Annotated in this window: 19 protein-coding genes; 9 read left to right on the top strand and 10 right to left on the bottom strand. The window is 52.2% G+C overall.

Features of this window, described 5'->3' with window-relative positions:
- Positions 1-12: 12 nt before the first annotated feature.
- From csgG to csgD, 4 genes are read right to left on the bottom strand one after another with little or no spacing between them, the layout of a single operon-like run.
- Positions 13-846, bottom strand: a complete 834-nt coding sequence (gene csgG / locus IPZ49_RS10715; RefSeq protein WP_023299773.1) for a curli production assembly/transport protein CsgG — start codon at positions 844-846, stop codon at positions 13-15.
- 26 nt (positions 847-872) lie between these two features.
- Complete coding sequence (csgF, locus tag IPZ49_RS10710) at positions 873-1,289, bottom strand: curli production assembly/transport protein CsgF (protein WP_063146127.1); 417 nt, start codon at positions 1,287-1,289, stop codon at positions 873-875.
- Between the two features lie 26 nt (positions 1,290-1,315).
- Complete coding sequence (csgE, locus tag IPZ49_RS10705; protein WP_063146126.1) at positions 1,316-1,705, bottom strand: curli production assembly/transport protein CsgE; 390 nt, start codon at positions 1,703-1,705, stop codon at positions 1,316-1,318.
- 4 nt (positions 1,706-1,709) lie between these two features.
- Positions 1,710-2,360: a biofilm master transcriptional regulator CsgD gene (gene csgD, locus IPZ49_RS10700; RefSeq protein WP_006809293.1), complete on the bottom strand. Its 651-nt coding sequence runs from the start codon at positions 2,358-2,360 to the stop codon at positions 1,710-1,712.
- Positions 2,361-3,102: 742 nt separating this feature from the next.
- Here csgD and csgB point away from each other — a divergent pair.
- From csgB to ymdB, 5 genes are all read left to right on the top strand, one after another.
- Positions 3,103-3,558, top strand: a complete 456-nt coding sequence (gene csgB / locus IPZ49_RS10695; protein ID WP_023299774.1) for a curli minor subunit CsgB — start codon at positions 3,103-3,105, stop codon at positions 3,556-3,558.
- Positions 3,559-3,597: 39 nt separating this feature from the next.
- Positions 3,598-4,053 carry a curli major subunit CsgA gene (csgA, locus tag IPZ49_RS10690; protein ID WP_003858043.1) on the top strand — a complete coding sequence of 152 codons (456 nt, stop codon included), beginning with the start codon at positions 3,598-3,600 and terminating at the stop codon, positions 4,051-4,053.
- A gap of 56 nt (positions 4,054-4,109) precedes the next feature.
- A complete protein-coding gene (gene csgC / locus IPZ49_RS10685; protein WP_023299776.1) occupies positions 4,110-4,442 on the top strand; it encodes a curli assembly chaperone CsgC in 333 nt (110 codons plus the stop codon).
- A 153-nt stretch (positions 4,443-4,595) separates the two neighbouring features.
- Positions 4,596-4,916, top strand: coding sequence for a type 1 fimbrial protein (locus tag IPZ49_RS10680; RefSeq protein ID WP_063146125.1), 321 nt, complete (start codon positions 4,596-4,598; stop codon positions 4,914-4,916).
- A gap of 80 nt (positions 4,917-4,996) precedes the next feature.
- A complete protein-coding gene (gene ymdB / locus IPZ49_RS10675; protein WP_038415816.1) occupies positions 4,997-5,533 on the top strand; it encodes an O-acetyl-ADP-ribose deacetylase in 537 nt (178 codons plus the stop codon).
- A gap of 41 nt (positions 5,534-5,574) precedes the next feature.
- Here ymdB and mdoC read toward each other — a convergent pair whose 3' ends face one another.
- The gene (gene mdoC, locus IPZ49_RS10670) at positions 5,575-6,714 is read right to left on the bottom strand and encodes a glucans biosynthesis protein MdoC (protein ID WP_022647705.1); all 1,140 of its coding nucleotides are present in this window, start codon (positions 6,712-6,714) and stop codon (positions 5,575-5,577) included.
- Between the two features lie 255 nt (positions 6,715-6,969).
- Here mdoC and mdoG point away from each other — a divergent pair, with 255 nt between their 5' ends.
- The 3 genes from mdoG to IPZ49_RS10655 all read left to right on the top strand — a co-directional run bounded on the left by mdoG (position 6,970) and on the right by IPZ49_RS10655 (position 11,356).
- Entirely contained in the window at positions 6,970-8,523 is a 1,554-nt protein-coding gene (gene mdoG / locus IPZ49_RS10665) for a glucans biosynthesis protein MdoG (protein WP_032622136.1), read from the top strand.
- Entirely contained in the window at positions 8,516-11,044 is a 2,529-nt protein-coding gene (gene mdoH, locus IPZ49_RS10660; protein ID WP_063146124.1) for a glucans biosynthesis glucosyltransferase MdoH, read from the top strand. Before mdoG ends, mdoH begins: the two co-directional genes overlap by 8 nt.
- Before the next feature lie 84 nt (positions 11,045-11,128).
- Complete coding sequence (locus tag IPZ49_RS10655; RefSeq protein WP_003858030.1) at positions 11,129-11,356, top strand: YceK/YidQ family lipoprotein; 228 nt, start codon at positions 11,129-11,131, stop codon at positions 11,354-11,356.
- A 7-nt stretch (positions 11,357-11,363) separates the two neighbouring features.
- Here the strand turns inward: IPZ49_RS10655 and IPZ49_RS10650 are convergent, their stop codons facing one another.
- The 3 genes from IPZ49_RS10650 to IPZ49_RS10640 all read right to left on the bottom strand — a co-directional run bounded on the left by IPZ49_RS10650 (position 11,364) and on the right by IPZ49_RS10640 (position 14,121).
- Entirely contained in the window at positions 11,364-11,738 is a 375-nt protein-coding gene (locus IPZ49_RS10650; protein WP_003858026.1) for a MysB family protein, read from the bottom strand.
- A gap of 79 nt (positions 11,739-11,817) precedes the next feature.
- Entirely contained in the window at positions 11,818-13,053 is a 1,236-nt protein-coding gene (mdtG, locus tag IPZ49_RS10645) for a multidrug efflux MFS transporter MdtG (RefSeq protein WP_063146123.1), read from the bottom strand.
- Between the two features lie 141 nt (positions 13,054-13,194).
- The gene (locus IPZ49_RS10640; RefSeq protein WP_023305852.1) at positions 13,195-14,121 is read right to left on the bottom strand and encodes a Kdo(2)-lipid IV(A) acyltransferase; all 927 of its coding nucleotides are present in this window, start codon (positions 14,119-14,121) and stop codon (positions 13,195-13,197) included.
- A 218-nt stretch (positions 14,122-14,339) separates the two neighbouring features.
- On the opposite strand from IPZ49_RS10640, the gene IPZ49_RS10635 reads away from it, so the two are divergent.
- Positions 14,340-15,389 (top strand): rhodanese-related sulfurtransferase, encoded by a 1,050-nt coding sequence (locus IPZ49_RS10635; RefSeq protein WP_063146122.1) that lies wholly within the window; start codon positions 14,340-14,342, stop codon positions 15,387-15,389.
- Between the two features lie 38 nt (positions 15,390-15,427).
- On the opposite strand, the gene IPZ49_RS10630 is transcribed toward IPZ49_RS10635, so the two are convergent.
- Positions 15,428-16,006, bottom strand: a complete 579-nt coding sequence (locus IPZ49_RS10630) for a YceI family protein (protein WP_063146121.1) — start codon at positions 16,004-16,006, stop codon at positions 15,428-15,430.
- Position 16,007: 1 nt separating this feature from the next.
- Complete coding sequence (locus IPZ49_RS10625; protein ID WP_063932822.1) at positions 16,008-16,574, bottom strand: cytochrome b; 567 nt, start codon at positions 16,572-16,574, stop codon at positions 16,008-16,010.
- Between the last annotated feature and the right edge of the window lie 101 nt (positions 16,575-16,675).

The raw sequence follows: 16,675 nt of genomic DNA, 5'->3' as shown, positions 1-16,675 counted from the left end.
ATACGCCGCCAATCATGACTCCGGCGGAACCGACATCTCACGGTATTTCACCAGCACCGCATTACTCACGTCACTTTTATTCTGAAGATCCCACAAGCCGCGATCGATGCCGTCATTAATCAGGAAAATCACCCCGGTTTCGATGGCCGACATCAGACACAGCATGACCGGCTCGTTAGAGGTATAGCCAATTTCAGCCTCCAGCAAACGCTGGTAGTCGATAAAGCGGAATACCCCCGCCTGCACTTCATATGAGAGAATCGTTTTGCTGGTGGTCACGGAGGATAAAATTTCACCCGTGCTCACGTTAACCACGCGCAGGTTGACGGCAATTTGATCCAGCTGATACTGCGTGTCGGCCCCGATACCAAAGTAACGGGCACCCGCGCCGCCCGATTTCACGTTACTTTCGTAGCCGATAATCGAGCCTTCCACCATGATATTGGCTGCGGTGAGAGACTGTAGCGGCATGCGGTTATTGACGCCAACGGTACCATTCTCCTGTGCAGCACGAATGATTTTTCGTTCGTTAAGCAGGTTTTGCAGCCCCTGGCGTTCCAGCGGGATAAACCAGCGCGAATCTTTCAGGGCGGTAACCAACATCGCGGTGGCGCTCTGCGGTACGGCCGTGGAGAAGTTACTGGCCGGATACGGTTTGAACTGGCCCGTCTCATCCTGAATGTTATAGACCGAGACGAATATCTTCCCGGTAGGGCCGGGCAGATGCGTCAGATCCCGATAGCTCTGGGCACGGGGCATTAGGGTGGGTTTAGCGGCTTCTTTTGGCGGGGCAGTTAAACAACCGCTTAATAAGCACACTGCAACTAAAATAAAAAAGCGCTGCATGATAATTGTCCTTATTTCGGGGTTGTTTAGAAATCAGTTGAACTGGTCTGCAAACCGGTAACCTGGATTGTCGACGTCTTACCGGTTTTTCGGTCTGTCACATTTAACTGAAGCTGCCCGTCTTTATTGGCAATATCGACGATAAAGTCATTAGTGACCATCCGGCCGGGTTTTCCGGTATTAATGTTGGTTAATAAGCCACCTAATATTTGCGACTGGATGGCCTGAGTAAAATTATCCAGAGCTGACGGGGTCTCGATACCGAAATCATCGTCATAGCTGGGGTCTTTATAGGAATTTTGAGCCTGCGCCTGGTTAAGCATAAAGGCTCCGTTATTCGGGTTGCCGCCAAAATTAGGGTTGCGGAACTGGAATGTCATATTTCCGGCCCAACTCAACGGCGCAATGAGCATTAACGAAATCACTGTGTGTGCGAGACGCATTACAGCCTCCGAAATAGGTGTCGTTGCTAGAACTCATCTTTTGCTAAATCGCCTGTGCTCAAAAGGGCTTTATCTAACTGTAGGCGGTTAATAGCTTCTTCTGTTTGTGCCAGTGCGAAAGCGACGTTCTGATCGAAGTCTCTTTTCGTTGGGAATAAAAAAGTCTGGTAAATAACGTCCTGATTAGCGGTTATTGTGATCCAGCTTCCCCACCGCGCACTGGGCCGTTCGTTGATGGTTAAATTACCCGGATAATCGCTTTCCCACTTATCGCTGAAGGCACGATAAAAATCGTGTCCGACAGAGGTGACGGTGTGGTCGGTCAACAGTCCAGGAACTTCCACCTCAACAGCCTGAAGGTTTCCGCCAGCAAGCATAATGCCTGCGGCGGCAATCCAACTTAGGGTGCGTTTCATGCTATTAACGCCTGAGGTTATCGTTTGCCCACGACACCGCCTGCGTGCGATTTTTAACAGCTATCTTTTTGAAAAGATTATAAAGATGCGTCTTAACCGTATTTTCGCTGATAAATAACGAACGGGCGATTTCAATATTTGAAGCACCAATACGCAGTTTGTTCAGGATCTCTTTCTCACGGTGCGTCAGAAGGGCCGATTCCGAACTGTTATAGCGATAATTTCCGGAGTGGGTAATGAGGTAGCTGGCCAGTTTTTGCGAGAAATAACACTCCCCCCGCAATATGCCCTGCAAACCCTCCACGACACGGTTTTCTTCTTCTGTAACGTAAAACACGCCGTTAATATGCGGCCAGCTCTCAATTTCGCGGAAAGGATACTCATCAGGCGTATTCAATAACAACACGCGGATATTATTGTTTTTCCTGCTTAAATTATCTTGCCAGTAATGGATCAGTTTTTTATCCGCTTCCATCATATCGAGAAGAATGATGCTGCCAGGAGCGATATCATCAAAAGAACGTTGAATGTTATGAAGTTTCCCGTTAAGTGACAGGCATTGTTTTAAATGCTGCAATAACGCTGTCGCTTGTAAGGAAGGTTTTGTGATCAACAATAATGTATGACCGGGTAAGCTATGGACTTCATTAAACATGATGAAACCCCACGTTATTTATGACACCCGGCAGTTGCCCTCGTTTTATTGAAAAGGGCACCAGAAGTACTGCAGGTGTGGCACTGCTGTGTGTAGTTAAAAAACCTTCCTCCAAAGGAGGCGGTAAAATTAAAAACAAATAACGTACTGCTGTTTTCAATCTAGCTATTGCAAACTTTAAAGCAAGTGTTAATCGTGTAACAGAATGTAAAATTCGATATTTATTTGTGTATTTTGCAGGGTTAATAGATTTTAAGATAAGGGGAAAGTTGTACAGGTGTATAAACGTGCACAGATTTTAAAAACCATACGGTATATTATAATGAATTGTATTATCTGGTTTTTTATTATTGTAAGCCAGCCGGTAAAAAGTATGAACTCTGCTAAAAACATAAGACTTCCCTAAGCCGGAATTTTTTCTTAAGAAAACTTGCTTCGTGTCACGCGCGTGACAAAAGGCATTGTCGTTTTTGTCTGAAGAAGCCGGTACAGGTTGGACAGCCTGTCTCGCTGTTGTACAAGCGCAGGAAGACATTTTTGGTTTCTGCTTTAGGCGAGTATCCCATCGTTTCAGGCGAGATTTACGACTTTGAGGTGAAGGGGAATATAAAAATAAGGCGCACGGGTGAGATATTAAACATGTTTCGGCAGACATACTCTTTTCCGTAACGCGGCGTTAACAAAACGAATCGCGTTAACGGAGTAAGGAATACCTTTTTATAGCCAGGTCCAGGGTGACAGCATGAAAAACAAAACGTTGTTTATGATGTTTACATTACTGGGTGCGCCTGGGTTTGTAATCGCAGGTGATTCAGATTTAGCCAGTTCTGAATATAATTTTGCGATAAATGAATTAAGTAAAGCTTCATACAATCAGGCAGCCATTATTGGTCAACAGGGTTCAGGAAATAATGCTGATGTACGCCAGGGCGGTTCTAAATTGCTGTCCGTTATTTCCCAGGAGGGCGGGAATAACCGCGCGAATGTTGATCAGTCAGGGACGTATAACCTTGCTTATATCGATCAGACCGGCAACGGCAACGATGCGAGTATTAAGCAGGGCGCTTTTGGCAACACCGCCATGATTATCCAGAAAGGCTCGGGTAACAGGGCGAATATAACGCAGTATGGTACGCAGAAAACAGCAGTTGTAGTACAGAGACAGTCGCAAATGGCTATTCGCGTTATTCAACGCTAGCGATGTGTGACGCCTTAATCAATCCGATGGGGGTTTACCATGAAACTTTTCAAAGTGGCAGTTATTGCAGCAATCGTAGTTTCTGGCAGTGCTTTCGCAGGTGCGGTACCACAATTTGGCGGCGGTCACGGTGGTGGCTGGGGTGGCGGCAATAACGGCCCTGACTCAACCCTGAGCATTTACCAGTATGGCGGCGGTAACTCCGCGCTTGCTTTGCAGACGGACGCCCGAGATTCTGAATTGACCATTACCCAGCATGGTGGCGGTAACGGCGCAGACGTTGGCCAGGGCTCTGATGACAGTTCTATCGATCTGCTGCAAAAAGGCTTTGGTAACAGCGCCACCATCGACCAGTGGAATAGCAAAGATTCTGTTATCAACGTGAAACAGTTCGGCGGCGGCAACGGCGCGGCGGTAGACCAGACAGCGTCCGGCTCAACGGTGACTGTGCACCAGGTTGGCTTCGGCAACAACGCGACCGCACACCAGTACTGATTCATTTCTGTACCAAAAAACAGGGCATGCGCCCTGTTTTTTTTCGGGAGGATCTCATGAGCACCTTCATTCTCCTTGCCGCGCTTGCCAGCCAGATAACGTTCAGCACCTCACAGCAGGCAAATGTGACAACCATTATTCCTCAGGTCACGCTGGCAGACGCCTGCGAATGTCAGGTTGAGGTGTTATCTGTCCGGCAGGGGCAGGGGGGACAAAGTACATCGCGGCAGAAAAATACTCTTTTTATACCCGCTAATCAGCCGATTGATCTAACGCGAATCAGTTTAAATATTCGCTCAGGGGATGCGGTAAAAATAATCGTCACCGTTTCCGATGGAAAATCGCTTCATTTATCACAGCAGTGGAACGCACCGGCAAGTACGCTTTAATCATTCATAAAATCAATGATTTAATAAAGTGGCGGCGCTGCACAGGTAAGCTATGCTGATATCAAGAACCCAGCAAACGGGTTGCTTAAATTGATACGTCATAACGGAGCGTTTTTACCCCTCAAGGACGAATTTCATTGAGGAGTACAAATAATGTTCAAATCCGCAGCGTGTATTATTTCTGGTCTGGGACTGATCCTGTCCTCTTTTTTTCCTCCGGCTTATTCAGCAACTATAGAGAATGGTGGGGTGATTCATTTTCGTGGCGCGGTGGTCGCTGACCCGTGCGAAGTCACGCCCCGGCATCAGCAGTTTGCAATTTCCTGCCCGGAAAATAACCGTATGAAAACGCATACCATCAGTTATGACGAGGCGCTCCGGGGCCATCATCCTCACTCAGAGCTGGCCGCTGTCACCATGAAATATCTGAATGAAAAGAAAACGCTTGCGGTCGTTCAGGTGGATTACCGTTAACCGCCGTTTTTTTCGCGACAGTTTTTCTCCTTCTCCCTCTGCGATACACTGATGAAAAAGGCGGGTTGCAGAGGGTGTTTATGAGACCGCAAATCGACGTTATTCATGGCGATATCACGACGGTGCACGTTGACGTGATCGTCAACGCAGCCAATTCCTCCCTGATGGGTGGGGGCGGGGTAGACGGTGCCATTCACCGGGCCGCGGGCCCTCAGCTCCTTGAAGCATGCAAAACCGTGCGCCAGCAGCAGGGAGAGTGCCCGCCGGGGCATGCTGTTATTACGCTTGCGGGCGATCTCCCGGCCAAAGCGGTGATCCATACCGTTGGACCTGTCTGGCACGGTGGCGACCGCCATGAGGCTGAGATTCTGGAGCAGGCTTATCGTAACTGCCTGCGGCTTGCGGCAGATAACGGCTATAAGACCATGGCGTTCCCCGCCATTAGCACCGGGGTGTACGGTTATCCAAAGGAAGCGGCAGCTACGATCGCCGTGAATACCGTTTATCACTACCTTTCCCTCAAACCCATGCCGGAAAAAGTCATTTTTGTCTGTTTCGATGAGCACACCGCCGACCTGTATCAGCGGCTTTTGACCGCGCGCAGCCAGGCATTTTGATGTCTGAAAAGCAAAAACGGCGCTCTGGAGGCGCCGTTTTTTTATCCCGCTTTAACCTGAGGTTTGCCTGAGAACAGGAAACGCAAAAGCGGGATCCGCAGGTGGATTTCATACAACACGATGGCAATGCCAACCACAAAGACCAGACCGGTGAAGAAGCCCAGCGCATTCGATTTGATATGCGGCGTAATGTACGCCCCGAAAAACAGCGTCAGCGGATGGTGGACCAGGTAGATAAACAGTGAAGCATTAACGAAATAGGTGACGCGACTTGATTTAAAATTCAGCAGACGATGGCCAAGGGCGAACACCACGTTAACCATCCACAGGCCCATCAGCATCGTTATCACGCTCTCTGTCTCATACATCCACGCGTCCCCGCTGCCAAAGCGCTGATTGAGAAGATAGGCGGCAAAGGCCAGCGCAGCACCCACCGCACACCAGGGGGAGGGGGTGGTAAACAGCGCTTTAAGCCGGGGATGAATAAATGCTAGCGCCCCAATCAGGAAGAAGGGGATGTAGAACAGGGTCTGCATCACCACGAAATTAAACAGCCCATCGCTCAGAATGGGAGGGTAGACAATGAGTAGCGTACGCCTGACGGCGGCATACGCGACCCCCAGCGCAAGAAACAGCAGCGACAGCTTGCCCAGGGTGATGTTGGCGAAGAAGGTCGAGGTTGCGGCGCTCGCGCGCTGGCGCAGTTGACTGAAGATCAGCAAACTCACCGTGGTTAGCACCACCAGTACCAGCAGGAACCAGAGGTGGGAAATCAGCTCCCAGACCAGGGTGTTGTATTTCTCATAGAACGAGAGATTAGGCCAGTTTTCCGCCTTGCCTTTAACATGCTGCAACATGATGAACTGCGGCAGCGTCAGCAGCGGAATGGCCGTCAACATTGGTATGCCCACGCGCTCCACGCGTACTTTCCACCACCGCTTGAGGGGATAGCGCAAGAAGAGCATGTAAGAGAAATAGCCTGAAATGACGAAAAACACCTGCATGCGGAAGGCATGGATAAAATCATTGAACAGCGTCAGCCACCAGGAGGGCATCTGGCTGTTCACATGCCAGGTGTGGCTGGAATAGATCAGTGAAATATGAAAAGGGATCCCCAATAGCATGAGCCATGCGCGGATCGAGTCGAGGAAATATTCACGTTGTACAGGGGTTGTGCTCATATAACTTTGCGCATTCTCAGACTTTTCGCCTTATCCCTAAGGCTCATAATGGTTACATTCGGAGCCAACCCTACACCAAGACCGACACCCTGTCTCCAGGATAAGCACGCAAAGTGAAAAGCGGGTTCTTTCATTTGCTTAATCCATGAGCCAGCGAGCTGAACAAAGCAGTGATAATGTTGTCGGATTGCCTGAGTTTCCATTAAAATGGATCGGATCGATATAAGCACACAAAGGGGGAAGTGCTTACTTATTATGAAACATAAACCACAAATGATGAAAATGCGTTGGTTGGGTGTAGCAGTGCTGTTGTCACTGTATACCTCATCTGCACTGGCCTTTAACATCGATGATGTCGCAAAACAGGCTAAATCGATGGCGGGCAAGAGCTACGAAGCGCCAAAAAGTAACCTGCCCTCCGTTTTCCGCGACATGAAATACGCGGACTATCAGCAGATCCAGTTCAATCACGATAAAGCGTACTGGAACAATATTAAAACCCCGTTCAAGCTTGAATTTTACCACCAGGGTATGTACTTCGACACGCCGGTTGCCATCAATGAAGTGACGGCGACCGCGGTACGTAAAATCAAGTACAGCCCGGATTATTTCAATTTTGGCGATGTGCAACACGATAAAGACACGGTGAAAGACCTCGGCTTCGCAGGCTTCAAGGTGCTTTACCCGATTAACAGCAAAGATAAAAACGACGAAATCGTCAGCATGCTTGGCGCCAGCTACTTCCGCGTGATTGGCGCGGGGCAGGTATACGGGCTTTCTGCGCGCGGTCTGGCAATTGATACCGCGCTGCCATCAGGTGAAGAATTTCCACGTTTTCGCGAGTTCTGGATCGAACGTCCAAAACCAACCGACAAACGTCTGACAATTTATGCGCTGCTGGACTCCCCTCGTGCGACAGGCGCTTATCGCTTCGTGATCATGCCAGGGCGTGACACGGTGGTTGACGTGCAGTCTAAAGTTTACCTGCGTGATAAAGTGGGCAAACTGGGCGTCGCGCCGCTGACCAGCATGTTCCTGTTCGGGCCGAATCAGCCGTCTCCGGCGACTAACTTCCGCCCTCAACTGCATGATTCTAATGGCCTTTCCATTCATGCTGGTAACGGCGAGTGGATCTGGCGTCCGCTGAACAACCCGAAACACCTCGCCGTCAGCAGCTTTGCGATGGAAAACCCGCAGGGCTTTGGTCTGCTGCAACGTGGCCGTCAGTTCTCCCGCTTTGAAGATCTGGACGACCGCTACGATCTGCGCCCAAGCGCCTGGGTTACACCGAAAGGCGACTGGGGTAAAGGCAAGGTTGAGCTGGTTGAAATTCCAACCAATGATGAAACCAACGATAACATCGTGGCGTACTGGACACCGGATCAGCTGCCTGAAGCCGGTAAAGAGATGAACTTCAAGTATGCGATCACCTTCAGCCGTGACGAAGACAAACTGCACGCACCGGATAACGCGTATGTGATGCAGACGCGTCGTTCTACGGGGGACGTGAAGCAGTCCAACCTGATTCGTCAGCCGGATGGCACGCTGGCATTTATCGTGGACTTCACCGGGCAGGATATGAAAAAACTGGCGCCGGATACTGCCGTGACGGCACAGGCCAGCATTGGCGATAACGGTGAAATCGTTGAGAACGCCGTGCGTTACAATCCGGTCACCAAAGGGTGGCGTTTGACCCTGCGCGTGAAGGTGAAAGATCCGAAACAGACCACTGAAATGCGCGCCGCGCTGGTCAGTAACGATAAGCCGCTGAGTGAAACCTGGAGCTATCAGCTACCTGCCAATGAATAATACATCTGAATATATTGATGCCATGCCGCTAACGGACATTGAAAAAGCGGCACTCCCTGCGAGCGACATCCGCGAGGTTCACACCGCGCTGGATGGTGAACATCGTCACTTTTCCCGTGATGATGATACGCCGCTGGGGTCAGTGAAGGCACGTCTGGAGCAGGCATGGCCAGACTCGCTGGCAGAAGGGCAGTTAATCAAGGACGACGAAGGGCGTGACCAGCTACAGGCGATGCCGAAGGCCACGCGTTCCTCTATGTTCCCCGATCCGTGGCGCACCAACCCGGTGGGTCGCTTCTGGGATCGCCTGCGTGGGCGTGACGTGACGCCGCGCTATCTGTCACGTCTGACCAAAGAACAGCAGGCGTCCGAGCAGAAATGGCGTACCGTGGGAACGATTCGTCGTTACATTCTGCTGCTGCTGACGCTGGCACAGACGGTTGTCGCCACCTGGTACATGAAAACTATTCTGCCGTACCAGGGCTGGGCATTGATTAACCCTGCTGACATGATTGGCCAGGATATCTGGGTCTCCTTCATGCAGCTGCTGCCGTATATTTTACAGAGCGGCATCCTTCTGCTGTTCGCCGTGCTGTTCTGTTGGGTCTCCGCCGGGTTCTGGACGGCGCTGATGGGCTTCCTGCAACTGCTGATGGGGCGTGACAAATACAGCATTTCCGCGTCGACGGTCGGGGATGAACCCCTCAATCCTGAGCACCGTACCGCGCTGATCATGCCTATCTGTAACGAAGATGTTGACCGCGTATTCGCCGGGCTGCGTGCCACCTGGGAGTCCGTAAAGGCGACCGGTAACGCGGCGCATTTCGACGTCTACATCCTGAGCGACAGCTACAACCCGGATATCTGCGTGGCAGAGCAAAAAGCCTGGATGGAGCTGATTGCTGAAGTGCAGGGCGAAGGGCAGATCTTCTACCGTCGTCGTCGTCGTCGTGTTAAGCGTAAGAGCGGGAACATCGATGACTTCTGCCGTCGTTGGGGTAACCAGTACAGCTACATGGTGGTACTGGATGCGGACTCCGTGATGAGCGGCGACTGTCTGAGCGGGCTGGTCCGTCTGATGGAAGCCAATCCGAACGCGGGTATTATTCAGTCCTCGCCAAAAGCGTCCGGTATGGACACGCTATATGCGCGCTGCCAGCAGTTTGCGACCCGCGTCTACGGGCCGCTATTTACTGCCGGTCTGCACTTCTGGCAGCTGGGTGAATCTCACTACTGGGGCCACAACGCCATTATCCGCGTGAAGCCATTCATCGAGCACTGCGCCCTGGCGCCGCTGCCGGGTGAAGGATCGTTTGCCGGGTCCATTCTGTCGCATGACTTTGTGGAAGCCGCGCTGATGCGTCGCGCAGGGTGGGGCGTCTGGATTGCCTACGATCTGCCGGGCTCGTATGAAGAGCTGCCGCCGAACCTGCTGGATGAGCTCAAGCGCGACCGCCGCTGGTGTCACGGTAACCTGATGAACTTCCGCCTGTTCCTGGTGAAGGGGATGCACCCTGTTCATCGTGCGGTGTTCCTGACGGGCGTCATGTCCTATCTGTCTGCGCCGCTGTGGTTTATGTTCCTGGCACTCTCGACCGCGTTGCAGGTTGTGCATGCCCTGACGGAGCCGCAGTACTTCCTGCAACCGCGCCAGCTGTTCCCGGTGTGGCCGCAATGGCGTCCGGAGCTGGCGATTGCGCTGTTCGCGTCGACCATGGTGCTGCTGTTCCTGCCCAAGCTGCTCAGTATCATTCTGATCTGGTGTAAAGGTTCGAAGGAGTACGGTGGTTTTTGCCGCGTAACCCTTTCACTGCTGCTGGAAGTGCTGTTCTCGGTCCTGCTGGCACCGGTGCGTATGCTGTTCCACACGGTATTCGTGGTGAGCGCGTTCCTGGGATGGGAAGTGGTGTGGAATTCACCGCAGCGTGACGATGACTCTACGCCATGGAGTGAAGCCTTTATGCGCCACGGCTCTCAGCTGCTGCTGGGCCTGGTGTGGGCCGTTGGTATGGCCTGGCTGGATCTGCGTTTCCTGTTCTGGCTGGCGCCAATCGTCTTCTCGCTGATCCTGTCGCCATTTGTGTCGGTGATCTCCAGCCGTTCTACGGTGGGCCTGCGTACCAAACGCTGGAAGCTGTTCCTGATCCCGGAAGAGTATTCTCCGCCGCAGGTGCTGGTGGATACCGATACCTATCTGGAGCAGAACCGCAAACGCACGCTGGATGATGGCTTTATGCACGCCGTGTTTAACCCGTCATTCAACGCGCTGGCAACCGCGATGGCGACTGCGCGTCACCGCGCCAGCCAGGTGCTGGAGATCGCCCGCGATCGCCACGTTGAGCAGGCGCTGAACGAGACGCCAGAAAAGCTTAACCGCGACCGTCGTCTGGTGCTGTTGAGCGATCCGGTGACGATGGCACGGCTTCACTACCGCGTGTGGACTTCTCCGGAGAGATACTCTTCGTGGGTGAACTACTACAAGGACGTGAAGCTGAATCCGCTGGCCCTGAAGACGAAGTAAGTTGTTAAGTAGGGCGGGTAAGCGAAGCGCCACCCGCCAAATAAAATACCGGCTGTGAGGCCGGTATTTTTTTAGAGGTCAGAAATGAAAGTAATCATCGTCGTCATGATGGCATGCCTGCTCAGCGGCTGCGGCAGCATCATCAGCCGCACCATTCCCGGACAGGGCCACGGGAATCAGTACTACCCCGGCGTACAGTGGGATGTCCGCGATTCCGCATGGCGCTATCTCACCGTGCTCGATCTGCCGTTTTCTTTGATTTTCGACACGCTACTGCTGCCCATCGATGCCAGCCACGGCCCTTACGAGTAACGAGAGCTTATCGCTCGTCCCATTCGTCCGCTGCGGCCTGACCTTCTTCGGTATCCAGCGGCGGTTCGAGCTGAAACTCACCTTCATCCCATTCATGCAGCGTATTTTCTTCCAGCCACTCCTGACGTAACTCAATTTCGTCATAGTCGCCGTCGAATACCGCCTGCGCACCTTCACCACTCAGTATCGGCAGACATTCTCCGTCTTCACCTTCATCAGCAAAGAATTCGGCCTGCCACATAATATCGCCGTCCTGAAGGACGTATTTTTGGATATTGAGTTGTTGCACGTCAGCATCTTCTTCCTCAATGCCGGGATTATCGGCGAGGAATTCTTCGCGAGCGGCATCGATAGCTTCTTCCAGCGTGGCGTACATGGTCATTGGTGTCTCCCTGTTTTTCGTGAAGGTATTCAGGGAAAGAATAGCTGATTATATGATTTTGCAAGTATGAATGCGTAAATTAGCCGTCACGATGTTGTGTTATGCGCGCCGGGCGTAGCGCCCGGGATAAGCTGAGCCAGGAATAAACAGCCTTGAACAGCACGACGCCTGCCGTCACGATAAAGACCGCCCGGAAACCGAAACTGGCCGAAACCCCCGCGCCGACCAGCGGCCCGGTGACGTTACCCAGATCGCGAAACGACTGGTTGTAGCTGAAAATACGCCCGGCAATCTGGTTGGTGGAGTTATAAACCAGCAGCGTCTGCACCGCCGGAAGCAACGCGCCGTCCGCTGCGCCCAGCAGAAAGCGCAACACGCCGAGCTGCCAGGGAGACTGCACCATCGACATGGGGATCAGCAGCAGGACGGAGAGGATCAGGGCGCAGATCAGAATTTTCTCCGGGCCGATGCGATCGCCCAGCTTGCCGAGTCGCGGCGCGCTCAGCAACGCGGCCACGCCGGGAACGGAGGCGATCAGGCCGCTAATAAAAGCAATGTTGCTGACGTTTCCCGCCAGATCGCGGACATAGAGCGTCAGAATAGGCGCGATTGAACCGGTGGCCACCTGAATAATCATGGTGGTCACAAACAGGCTCAGCACCAGCTTTGGGTTTTTCAGCGAGGCCAGCACATCCCGGGCGTGCAGCATCTCTTTTTTGGCTACCGGCGTGAAATTCTCGCGGATGCAGATAAGCGTCACGAGGAAGCAGAGGAACAGCACGCTGGCGGTAATGAAGAATACCGGCCGCAGTCCGTAGTGGTCGGCCAGCAGCCCGCCCGCCAGCGGACCCAGCAGTGCGCCGCTTACGCCGCCAGTGGAGAGCGTACCCAATGCCCAGCCGCTTTTATGGCGTGGGATTTGGGTTGCGATCAGGGCGTTGGCATTGGGGATAAATCCCCCGAGCAGACCCAGAAGCGCGCGTAATATCAGGAACTGCCAGACATTCTGCGCCACCCCCATCAACAGCATTATGATCGCCATGCCGAGCGCGGAGCGCAGCAGCATAATTTTGCGGCCTTTGCGATCCGCAAGCCCACCCCAGAAAGGCGACGCAATGGCGGAGAACAGGAACGTAATGCTGAACACCAGGCCGGACCACATATTCAGTGCGCTATGGCCGGTGACGCCGAGCTGTTCAACGTAGAGGGGCAGGAAGGGCATTACCAGGCTAAAGGCGGCGCCAGTAAGAAAACAACCCAGCCATGCAACCGTCAGGTTGCGTTTCCAGTTTATGGGAGCATCTGTGGAGGACATAACTATCCGCATAATGAGGTGCAGGGCACCGTGACCAGTGAGGTAATAAGCCTGCTAATTATGCGCCTGGGGTATGATTGCCGCAATGACGGGGAGCTTTTAAAGCTAAAACAGCTTGCGGCCCGGAAGACCGCATGCAGATTAATAACGAGAAGGGACGCCCTGAGGCCGGGTTTTGAAGCGGCGATGCAGCCACATGTACTGCTCGGGAGCGAGCATAATGCATTTCTCGACAATAGCATTCATCCAGCGCGCGGTGGTTTCTGCATCATCCAGCGGCGGCGTGAGTTCCGGCTCCAGCATGATGAGCTGATAGCCTGAACCGTCCGGCTTACGGCGCGGCACAAACGGCACGATAGCGGCTTTGGACATCCGCGCCAGCATCCAGGTCCCGGTGGTTGTCGCCGCATCTTCCACCGCAAAGAACGGGACAAACACGCTGGATTGCGGGCCATAGTCATGATCCGGGGCATACCAGACCACTTCACCTGATTTGAGGGCGCGGATCATCCCTTTAAGGTCTTTGCGGTCGATCATGCTTTTATTCGAGCGCATGCGTCCGTTGGTCTGTATCAAATCGATCACCGGATTATCGTTGGGACGATAAACGCCAATACCCGGTGCCTGCATGCCGAACATGCGCGCGCCAATTTCGAGCGTCAGGAAATGAACGCCAATCAGCAGGACGCCAGTCTGGTTGGCCTGGAGATTATGCACCGGATCCATGCCGGTTCCGGCCACTTCCGTCCAGCGCGCCATGCGCTTATCCGACCAGAACCAGGCCATACCGGTCTCCATCAGTCCCATGCCGACAGATTCGAAGTTTTTAACCACCATGTCGTGACGCTCAGATTCGCTCATCTGAGGAAAGCAAAGCTCAAGATTTCGATACGCGATCCTGGCGCGACGCTTCATAAATTGTTGAGCAATGCGGCCCAGTCCTTTACCCATGCGGAAAATTACGGGATAAGGCAGCTGTACAATTAGCCACAACAAGCCAATGCCTGACCATGTTAACCAATAGCGTGGGTGTAAAAGCGCGGCAGTAAATTTCGGTAACTGGGTCATGTCTGTCCTGTGTTCTAACGTCCTGAAGGGCTATTGTCTCATTTTTTGAGGCATAGCCAAAATGTCTGTCATCGAAACATGAAAGAATATGCAAGTGTTAAGTCTGATTAATCAGGTTGACTGAAATGTAGCGTAAATTGTGTGGATGTAAATTGTCTTTGTTTGCTATATCATGCCGACCGATTTTTATTTCTCAACGATTGCAGGACTTGTACACCATGCCAGTGTTACACAACCGCGTTTCGAATGAGATGTTGAAAGCGCGTATGTTGGCCGAAACCGAACCGCGCACAACGATCTCTTTCTATAAATATTTTACCATCAACGATCCACAGGCGACCCGCGATGCGCTTTACCAGGCTTTCACCACCCTGAACGTGTTTGGTCGCGTCTATCTGGCGCGTGAGGGTATTAACGCGCAGATCAGCGTGCCGGAAAGCAAAGTCAGCGCCTTCCGCGATCTCCTTTATGGTTTTGATCCGGCGCTTAACGGCTTACGCCTGAACATTGCGCTGGATGATGACGGCAAATCGTTCTGGGTGCTGCGCATGAAGGTGCGTGAGCGTATTGTGGCGGATGGCATCGACGATCCGAACTTCAATGCCGCTAATGTGGGGGAGTACCTAAAGGCCGCTGAAGTGAACGCGATGCTCGACGATCCGGATGCAGTGTTCATCGATATGCGTAACCACTACGAATATGAAGTGGGCCACTTCGAGAATGCGATGGAAATTCCTGCCGACACTTTCCGCGAACAGCTGCCGAAAGCGGTTGAGATGATGCAGGAGCATAAAGACAAAAAGATCGTTATGTATTGCACCGGGGGGATCCGCTGCGAAAAAGCCAGTGCCTGGATGAAACACAACGGTTTTAATAAAGTCTGGCATATTGAGGGTGGGATCATTGAATATGCCCGCCGCGCCCGCGAGCAGGGGTTACCGGTGCGTTTTATCGGTAAAAACTTTGTGTTTGATGAGCGTATGGGCGAGCGAATTTCAGAGGACGTAATCGCTCACTGCCACCAGTGCGGTACGCCGTGCGACACGCATACCAACTGCAAAAACGACGGTTGTCATCTTCTGTTTATTCAGTGTCCTGCATGTGCCGAGAAGTTTAATGGCTGCTGTAGCGAGCTGTGCAGTGAAGAGAGTATCCTGCCTGAAGAAGAGCAACGTCGTCGCCGTGCCGGGCGCGAGAACGGGAATAAGATCTTTAATAAATCCCGGGGCCGACTGAATACCAAACTGGGTATTCCGGACCCGGAGTAAAACATTGCCCGGCGGCGTAAAAGCCTGCCGGGCCTGTTTTATGACTTCTGCTGAACGCCTTCCACCGAAATAATCAGCTCTACATCCTGCGATGCCGGTCCTAAATCTGTGGTGATATTAAAATCTTTCAGATGAATTTTGCCGGCGGCTTCAAAGCCAGCACGTTTTCCGCCCCACGGATCGTCGCCCTGGCCGATTAATTTCGCATCCAGTGTTACCGGTTTTGTTACGCCGTTCAGCGTAAGATTACCGGTAATAGCGAGCTTATCACCGTCTTTCTTCACTTCTGTCGACGCGAAAGTAGCTTGCGGGAATTTGCCTACGTTCAGGAATTCAGCGCTGCGCAGATGTTTATCACGCTCGGCGTGATTAGTGTCGACGCTGTTAGTATTAATGGTGACGTTTACTTTATCGACAGCAGGGTTTTTCTCGTCGAAACTAAATGTGCCATCGAAATCATTGAACGTACCATATAACCAGCTGTAACCCAGATGCTGAATACGGAAATTGACGAAGGCATGCTGGCCTTCTTTATCAATTTTATAGTCGGCGGCAATGGCCGAACCGGTGGTAAATAACAGCGAACCTAATGCGATACCCAACAGGCGTTTTTTCATTTTATGCTCCAGAGTCAACTGACGAACGGCCAAGCATGCGCTTCAGCGTATCGTCTTTATCGATAAAGTGGTGTTTCAGGGCCGCAAGGCCATGCAGAACAGACAGGATCACCACGCTCCATGCCAGCCACAGATGAACCACATCTGCGGTGTCAGCCTGTGAACCGGCGTCAGCCAGCGTGGCAGGGACGTCAAAGAGCCCAAACACGCTGATCGGTTTGCCGTCTGCGGTCGAAATGAGATAACCGCTGATCATAATGGCGAACAGCAGGGCATAGAGTGCGATATGTGCGCCAACAGCGCTTATGCGGGTAAGACGGCCATGGCTTTTGGGGGCTGGAGGGGGCGGAGAGAGATGTCGCCAGATCACGCGAAAAACCAGACCCATCATCAGCAGAACCCCAATGCTTTTGTGCAATTTGGGGGCCTGATGATACCAACCGTCATAATAGCTTAATGTCACCATCCAGAGGCCGAGACCAAACATGGCATAGACAGCAAGTGCAAATAGCCAGTGTAAACACATGGATATTATTCCGTAGCGGCTGGAGGAGTTACGCCATTGCATATGAATTTCCGTTCTCAAATGACTGAGCAATAAAAATGGCCGGATTAATTAAATAATGCAACTGAAAAAAAGGAATAATGTTATTTAGTTATTTTATTTCA

This window comes from Enterobacter cloacae complex sp. S2 (assembly GCF_015159675.1).
Classification (GTDB): Bacteria; Pseudomonadota; Gammaproteobacteria; order Enterobacterales; family Enterobacteriaceae; genus Enterobacter; species Enterobacter intestinihominis.
Note: the sequence above shows the minus strand (reverse complement) of the source record. Positions and strands in the feature narration are given on the sequence as shown.